At 50.5% G+C, this 6,673-nt stretch carries 10 protein-coding genes; all 10 read right to left on the bottom strand.

Annotation, left to right across the window (positions count from 1 at the left end):
* Positions 1-71 precede the first annotated feature (71 nt).
* The 10 genes from QME66_12280 to QME66_12235 all read right to left on the bottom strand — a co-directional run bounded on the left by QME66_12280 (position 72) and on the right by QME66_12235 (position 6,489).
* Positions 72-1,070: a tetratricopeptide repeat protein gene (locus QME66_12280; GenBank protein MDI6809740.1), complete on the bottom strand. Its 999-nt coding sequence runs from the start codon at positions 1,068-1,070 to the stop codon at positions 72-74.
* Between the two features lie 46 nt (positions 1,071-1,116).
* Positions 1,117-1,425 (bottom strand): NADH-quinone oxidoreductase subunit NuoK, encoded by a 309-nt coding sequence (gene nuoK / locus QME66_12275; protein MDI6809739.1) that lies wholly within the window; start codon positions 1,423-1,425, stop codon positions 1,117-1,119.
* Entirely contained in the window at positions 1,422-1,913 is a 492-nt protein-coding gene (locus tag QME66_12270; GenBank protein MDI6809738.1) for an NADH-quinone oxidoreductase subunit J, read from the bottom strand. The genes nuoK and QME66_12270 overlap by 4 nt, the downstream gene beginning before the upstream one ends.
* The gene (locus tag QME66_12265) at positions 1,913-2,392 is read right to left on the bottom strand and encodes an NADH-quinone oxidoreductase subunit I (GenBank protein MDI6809737.1); all 480 of its coding nucleotides are present in this window, start codon (positions 2,390-2,392) and stop codon (positions 1,913-1,915) included. The genes QME66_12270 and QME66_12265 overlap by 1 nt, the downstream gene beginning before the upstream one ends.
* A 3-nt stretch (positions 2,393-2,395) precedes the next feature.
* Positions 2,396-3,388, bottom strand: a complete 993-nt coding sequence (gene nuoH / locus QME66_12260) for an NADH-quinone oxidoreductase subunit NuoH (protein ID MDI6809736.1) — start codon at positions 3,386-3,388, stop codon at positions 2,396-2,398.
* A 1-nt stretch (position 3,389) separates the two neighbouring features.
* Positions 3,390-4,526, bottom strand: a complete 1,137-nt coding sequence (locus QME66_12255) for an NADH-quinone oxidoreductase subunit D (GenBank protein ID MDI6809735.1) — start codon at positions 4,524-4,526, stop codon at positions 3,390-3,392.
* Complete coding sequence (locus tag QME66_12250; GenBank protein MDI6809734.1) at positions 4,510-5,013, bottom strand: NADH-quinone oxidoreductase subunit C; 504 nt, start codon at positions 5,011-5,013, stop codon at positions 4,510-4,512. Before QME66_12250 ends, QME66_12255 begins: the two co-directional genes overlap by 17 nt.
* 93 nt (positions 5,014-5,106) lie before the next feature.
* A complete protein-coding gene (locus tag QME66_12245; protein MDI6809733.1) occupies positions 5,107-5,592 on the bottom strand; it encodes an NADH-quinone oxidoreductase subunit B family protein in 486 nt (161 codons plus the stop codon).
* A 73-nt stretch (positions 5,593-5,665) separates the two neighbouring features.
* Complete coding sequence (locus QME66_12240; GenBank protein ID MDI6809732.1) at positions 5,666-5,941, bottom strand: NADH-quinone oxidoreductase subunit A; 276 nt, start codon at positions 5,939-5,941, stop codon at positions 5,666-5,668.
* 83 nt (positions 5,942-6,024) lie between these two features.
* Complete coding sequence (locus tag QME66_12235; protein MDI6809731.1) at positions 6,025-6,489, bottom strand: PTS sugar transporter subunit IIA; 465 nt, start codon at positions 6,487-6,489, stop codon at positions 6,025-6,027.
* Positions 6,490-6,673: the final 184 nt, after the last annotated feature.

The following is a 6,673-nucleotide window of genomic DNA, read 5'->3' as shown; positions in this document are numbered from 1 at the left end:
TGCACCGTTCTGGGGCAATGTCAATGTCAACTTATTTATGTTACGGTGCACTAGTGCGTCAAGAAACCGGCTCACTCTTTTTTCCCGCCCTCTTCGTCTTTCGCCTCAAGAAGAAGCTCACCCAGTATGAGATTCGCGGAAGGGTCCAGGGGCGAGAGGGCAAGTGTCTCTCTGAGCTCGGCTATGGCGTCCTTGATCAGGCCTTTCTCGGTATAGTAAAGAAGTCCGAGCTGATAATGGACTTCAGGAACAGAATGGTCGAGTTTGATTGACTTCTTGAACATCTCAATCGCTTCATCTTCCTTGTGCAGATCGGAAAGGAGAAGACCAAGCTGGTAGTATCCCCTGGCGTCTTTCTCCCCATGTTCGAGAGCATACTTGAGCTCCCTTGCCGCTCCTTCTTTCTGCCCGAGCTTCGCATATGCTTGCGACAGCAGCTTTCTTGCCGGAATGAAATTCTTTCTCAACTTGATGGCCTTCGTGAGAAGCGCGATGCATTTCTCCATCTCGCCGGATTCAAACAGGGTCTGAGCCAGATAGTAGAAAGGAACGCATTCTTCGGGAACGAGCTCGAGAAATCTCTCATAATCCCGAAGGGCGTTCTCAGCACTGCCTCTCTCTTTCTCGAGATGCCCAAGAAGAAGATGCCCGATAGCAAGCTCAGGGGTGAGTTCCAGTCCCTTCCTGAGCTCTGAAATCGCCTCCCAGTTCCTTGCCTCGATCATTTCGAGAATTCCCAAAACGACTCGCGCGTTCCCCAGCCCGGGCTCACATTCTACGCTCTTCTTGAGGTCAGCCCTTGCATCAGGCATGCTGCCTCTGCAGAGCCTCGCCATTCCCCTGTAGTAATAGGAAACTCCGTGACTGGGATCGACCTCGATGCAATGATTGAACTGTTCAATTGCCGCATTGAATGAACCCTGATTGAAAAGGGCTACCCCTCTGTAGAATCTCTCCTTCAGTGTCTCCCGCGCCCTTTCCTTCCTTCCAACCTCACGAAGTCTTGCACCGCACTGCTTGCAAAACCTGTGGTCGTCGAGATTAGATGTTTGGCACCGGGGACAGATCATAGTAGTCTGACACCCACAACCAATCCGGCTTCCTCAACATGGCTGTTCACCATTTCAGAAAGTTGAACCGGTCTGCAAGGACTGTTCTCAGATTCCTGTAGAGAGATATGATGAGCGCCAGTCCGATTGCAGCCTCGGCTGCAGCAACCGTCATAACGAAAACAGCAAAGACCTGTCCGTTCACCGTCTCGCTTTCAACAAATTTTGAAAAAGAAACCAGATTCAGATTCACTCCGCTGAGCATGATTTCAATTGAAATCAGAATCCCTATTGCGTTTCTCCTTGTGAGCGCACCGTAGATGCCGATGACGAAAAGAACAGCCGAAACCGCGAGATAGGCACCCAGAGAAATCATCGCTTGAGCACCTCCTTGCCAAAAACAACTGCGCCGACAAGGGCGGCAAGCAGAACCAATGAAATCAGTTCAAAAGGCCCGAGATATGTTGTCATTAGCTCACGCCCAATCGCCCACAGAGAATCGTTCCGCGGAGCCGTGGGGACAAGAGGCAGAACTGAACCGAATATCGCCAGGATGACAAGGCCGGCCAGGCAGAGCGCAATGAACATCGAAGCTCCCCGCTGTTCATTCGTCTGCTTCACCTTTTCACCGGAGATCTTCTCGGTAAGCACGATTGCGAATATTATGAGCACGATAATGGCGCCGACATAGATGAGAACCTGGACCATTGCGAGAAAATCGGCATCAAGGAGAACGAAGAGGGCCGACGTGGAAACAAAGACGACGACAAGAGAAAGGGCACAGTGAAATATGTTCTTTAACGTGACCGCAAGAATTGCCGAAACTATCGCAAAGAACGAAAAGAGATAGAAGAATGGCTCCATCACTTGACTCCCCTCTTCCCGGTTTCTGTCTTCTTATGCCATTTGGACATTGGATGAAAGTCCTCTTTTGTGAAGATCAGGTTCTTTCTTGAGGGAGCAGCGAGGTCGAACTTCCCGACCATTTCAATGGCACTGTGAGGGCAGACCTCAACGCAGAGCCCGCAGAAAGTGCATTTCGACAGATCAATATTGAATGTTTTCAGTATCCTCTTTTTGGGATCATCAGGCGAACTTTCCATCTCGCAGGTGATGATATGGTCGGGACACGTTCTCACGCATATCATGCATCCGATGCACTTGTATTCGCCGGTCTCGGGATGGACTGGGAGAAGATGGAGTCCCCTGTAACCCTTGGGAAGCTCCCGTGTTTCATATGGGTACTTCATCGTGACGGGCTTGGAAAGCATATAAGAGAGAGTCAGCTTCAGACCCAGCAGCAAGTTTCTGACTTGATTGAGTTTCCTCATGAAGAGTCTCATCCTCTACCCTGCCAATACCATTATCAACCCGGTCAAGATTATGTTGAGAAAAGCAAGAGGAAGCAGGAATTTCCAGCAAAAACCCATCATTTGATCCACTCTCAATCTTGGGTACGTGCCGCGAACCCAAACCATGATGAACATGAGAAAGAAGGCCTTCAGAAGAAACCAAATGAGCCCGGGAAGAAATGGGCCCAGCCATCCGCCGAGAAATAGAACTGTAGCCACGGCGGAGATAATGAACATGTTTGCATATTCCGAGAGAAAGAAGAATGCCCACTTGAGCCCGCTGTACTCGGTGTGAAACCCGGCAACAAGCTCCGCCTCTGCCTCCGGTATGTCGAAAGGAAGCCTGTTGACTTCTGCAACCCCGGCGGTGAAGTAGATGAAAAACCCAACCGGCTGATAGAAAACATACCAGGTATTCCTCTGCGCCTCTACAATCCTGGTGAGACTGAGCGTCTCAGCCAGCATCGCTACCCCCAGGACAGAGAGAAGGAGCGGAACTTCGTAGCTCACGATCTGAGCGGCGACTCTCATCGCTCCAAGTAAAGAGTACTTATTGTTGGAAGCCCACCCGCCCATGAATATCCCGATTGTCGCAAACGAAGAAACTGCGAAGATATAGAGAATGCCCATGTTTATGTCCTTTGCGACAAGGTTTTTGGCAAAGGGAATAGTCACATAGGCCATGAAAGAAGAGACAAAAGCAACAACTGGAGCAATCGTGAATATGACCTTGTCTGCGTTTCGCGGAACTATATCTTCCTTCAGAAAAAGCTTCAGAGTATCCGCAATTGGCTGAGCCCAGCCGAAATATTTTCCCACATGAAGAGGCCCTATTCTGGACTGAAGATGGCCGATAATTTTCCTTTCGAACCAGATCATGAAAAGAGCCATGACAACTATGAAGCCCAGGACGGCGACACTGGAAAACAGAATGAATACCAGGAGTTGCGCAGGATAAGGCAGTCTTTGTATCAATGCACTCGCCATACTACCTGTCAACCTCGCCAAGAACTATGTCAATGCTTCCCAGTATCGCAACAAGATCTGCGATAAGGCAGTTGTGCACCATGGCGGCAAGGCTCCCGAGATTGACAAAACAAGGAGGCCTGATTTTCAACCTCACCGGATTCGTCCCACCGTCAGAAACAACGTAGAAGCCAAGCTCCCCTCTCGGCGCCTCCACGCTTCCGTATGCTTCCCCCTTCTTTGGCCTGATTGTTCTCGGGAGCTTGGGGGGAAGTATTTCGCCTTCAGGAATGCCGTCAAGAGCCTGTTCGAGAATCCGCCTCGACTGCCGCATCTCTTCGATCCGAACCTTGTAGCGGTCCCAGCAGTCGCCGGTCTCGCCAGTCGGCACATCAAACGCAAATTCCGGATACACGGAATAGGGCCTGTCTTTTCTCAGATCCCACTTCACTCCGCTCGCCCTCAGCATCGGGCCTGATACGGCGTAGCTGATCGCGTCTTCTCTGCTCAGGACCCCAACGCCCTTTGTCCTCTTTAAGAATATTTCATTCTCGGTGAGCAGCTCCTCGTACTCGTCAACCTTTTTCCAGAAGCCTGAAATGAATTTCTTCGCACCAGGCACAAAACCTGTGGGGATGTCCCTGGATACGCCGCCAAACCTGTAGTAGTTGTAAGTAAGCCTTGCTCCGCAGGTCATCTCGTACAGATCCAGGATGTCTTCCCTTTCCCTGAATCCATAGAGCAGCGGTGTTGCTGCCCCGAGGTCATTCGTGAATGCTCCCATCCACACGAGGTGACTTGCTATTCGCTGGAGCTCGGCCATAATCACCCTTATGTATTGAGCTCTCCTTGGCACTTCAATTTCGAGCAAGCTTTCCACAGCAAGAACATATGCAAAGTTGTTTGACATGGCAGCGACGTAATCAAGTCTGTCCGTGAGGGGTATGAACTGGAGGTACGTCCTCTTTTCGGCAATCTTCTCTATGCTGCGGTGGAGATAACCCACATCCGGCTCGGCATCTACTATTCTCTCACCCTCGATGACAAGGCCTATCCTCAAGACTCCATGAGTACTCGGGTGTTGGGGCCCCATGTTGAGGTACAGTCTCTCAACTTCAAGGAGGCCTCGATTCGCGGGCGGGCTATTTTCCGTGTTCATTAGATTCTCTCGCCGACTCTTCTCTTTCCCATGGTTCCTTGTCCGCTTCTGCTACCACATAGTCTTTTCTCAACGGGTGTCCGGTCCATCCTTCTGGAAGAAGAATCCTTTTCAGGTTCGGATGGCCGGAAAACACTATTCCGAGAAGGTCAAACGCCTCTCTCTCGTGCCAGTCAGCCGTCCTCCAAATGTCACACACGCTTGGGACCGCCTCGCCGTCATTGACTCTTACTTTCAGTTGAATCATTTCTCTCCTCGTCAGCGACGAAAGGAGGTAACTTACCTCAAACCTCGGTTCTTCTTTTCCCCTGTCAATCCCCGAAAGGCAGGTAAGATAGTCGAACCCAAAGACCTGCTCATTCCTGAGGAAAGATGACACCTCTCTGACAATTCGGGGCGGCACAAGAAACGTCTTATGCCCCACGAAGTCGGCGAGTTCCTCCACTCCCTCGCCGAACTTCGACCTAAGTATCTCAAGCATCGACATCGAAGACTCCTGTACGGAAAGAATCACTCACTCCAAAAAGACCGCTCAGACCGTGGAATCCGGATGTTCTCCGCAGACAGCATGTCCCCAAAATCAATCCGTACGCGCGAGGGTCTCTTTCTCAATCTTCCTTCTCAGTTCCAGAAGGCCTTCAATAAGCGCCTCGGGCCTCGGAGGACAGCCAGGGATATAGACATCCACCGGCACGACTTCGTCAACTCTCCTCACCACCGAATATGCATCCTGGAAGGGGCCTCCGCTTATTGTGCAAGCGCCCATTGCGATCACGTACTTTTTTTCCGCCATCTGCTCATACAACAGTCTCACTCTCGGCGCCATTTTTTTCGTGACAGTACCGGCAATGATCATCAGATCAGCTTGTCTGGGGGACGGCCTGAATACCTCCATGCCGAATCTTGCAAGGTCGTAGCGAGAGGCCGCGGTGGCCATCATCTCGATTGCACAGCATGCGAGACCAAAACTAAACGGCCACAAGGAATTCTTCCTCGACCAATTGAAAACCTTATCGAGCGTTGTTATGACTATGTTTGGTCTGAATCTGTTTTCTATGATTCCCATCCCTCAGTTTTCCTTTCCGTCGATGTTTATTGGAGGATGATTCGGGAGGACCGGAATCGGGAAAAGAAACCGCTCAAGCCCACCTGAGGGCTCTCTTTCCCCATGCGTAGAGAAAGCCAACAATGAGTATTGCCAGAAACACGAACATCTCGACGAATCCGAAAAGTCCGAGTTTCTTAAATACAACTGCCCACGGAATAAGGAAGATGGTCTCAACCTCAAACACGACAAAGCTCAGTGCGTACACATAGAATCTGATGTTGAATTGAGACCACGGTTCACCGACCGGGATTTCTCCGCATTCGTAAGTGGTGAGCTTCCTGCCGGAGTAATTCTTGGGTCTGAACAGAGAGGAAAGAAAGAGCGCTATGATTACGAATGCAACACCGACAACTGCAAAAGCCAGGACATACGCGTATTCAACCTGAAGGCTCAGAGGTACGTCTCCTCCGCTTCCTTAAGACTGGCAAGAAAGCGATTGGCAGTCTCACTTTTCCTGAAGCCCTCCCTGACTTTCTCTTCTTTCAGGAGCCTGGATATGTTGGCAAGAGTTTTCACGTGCGGCCCCCTGAAGTCCTCGGGTGAGACAAGAAGAATGAAGAGAGTTGATGGCTCACCGTCCACAGAATCAAAGTCGATTCCCTTCTTCGATACTCCGCATGCAGCATACAGATTGTCAATTGCGGCGGTCTTGCCGTGAGGGATCGCCACCCCGTTCCCTATCCCGGTCGACATCATCGACTCACGCTGCATCACTTTCGAGAGGATCTCGCCCTTTGAGTCAAGCCCGTGCGCCTTCTCAAGAAGAATCACAAGTTCTTTAATGACATCGTCTTTCGTGGAAGAGGAGAGCGGAATCTTCACCGCCGCCTTGTTCAATATCTCAGAAAGTTTCACGTTACTCCAATTCCGGACATTCGCCCGCACGGCACAAAAAAAAGACCAATCGGTCCAGACTTCTCCGAAATTTGGGCATTTCAATCCTCGAGCGCCCAAAACAAGCTATGCTTATACCACGCTTCCAAGAAAAGTCAAGTGGAAAAGAGAATGGGAGTTTCCCCAAAATTTTCAGAGATCAAGG

This window comes from Candidatus Eisenbacteria bacterium (assembly GCA_030017955.1).
In the GTDB taxonomy this organism is placed as follows: Bacteria; Eisenbacteria; RBG-16-71-46; order JASEGR01; family JASEGR01; genus JASEGR01.
Note: the sequence above shows the minus strand (reverse complement) of the source record. Positions and strands in the feature narration are given on the sequence as shown.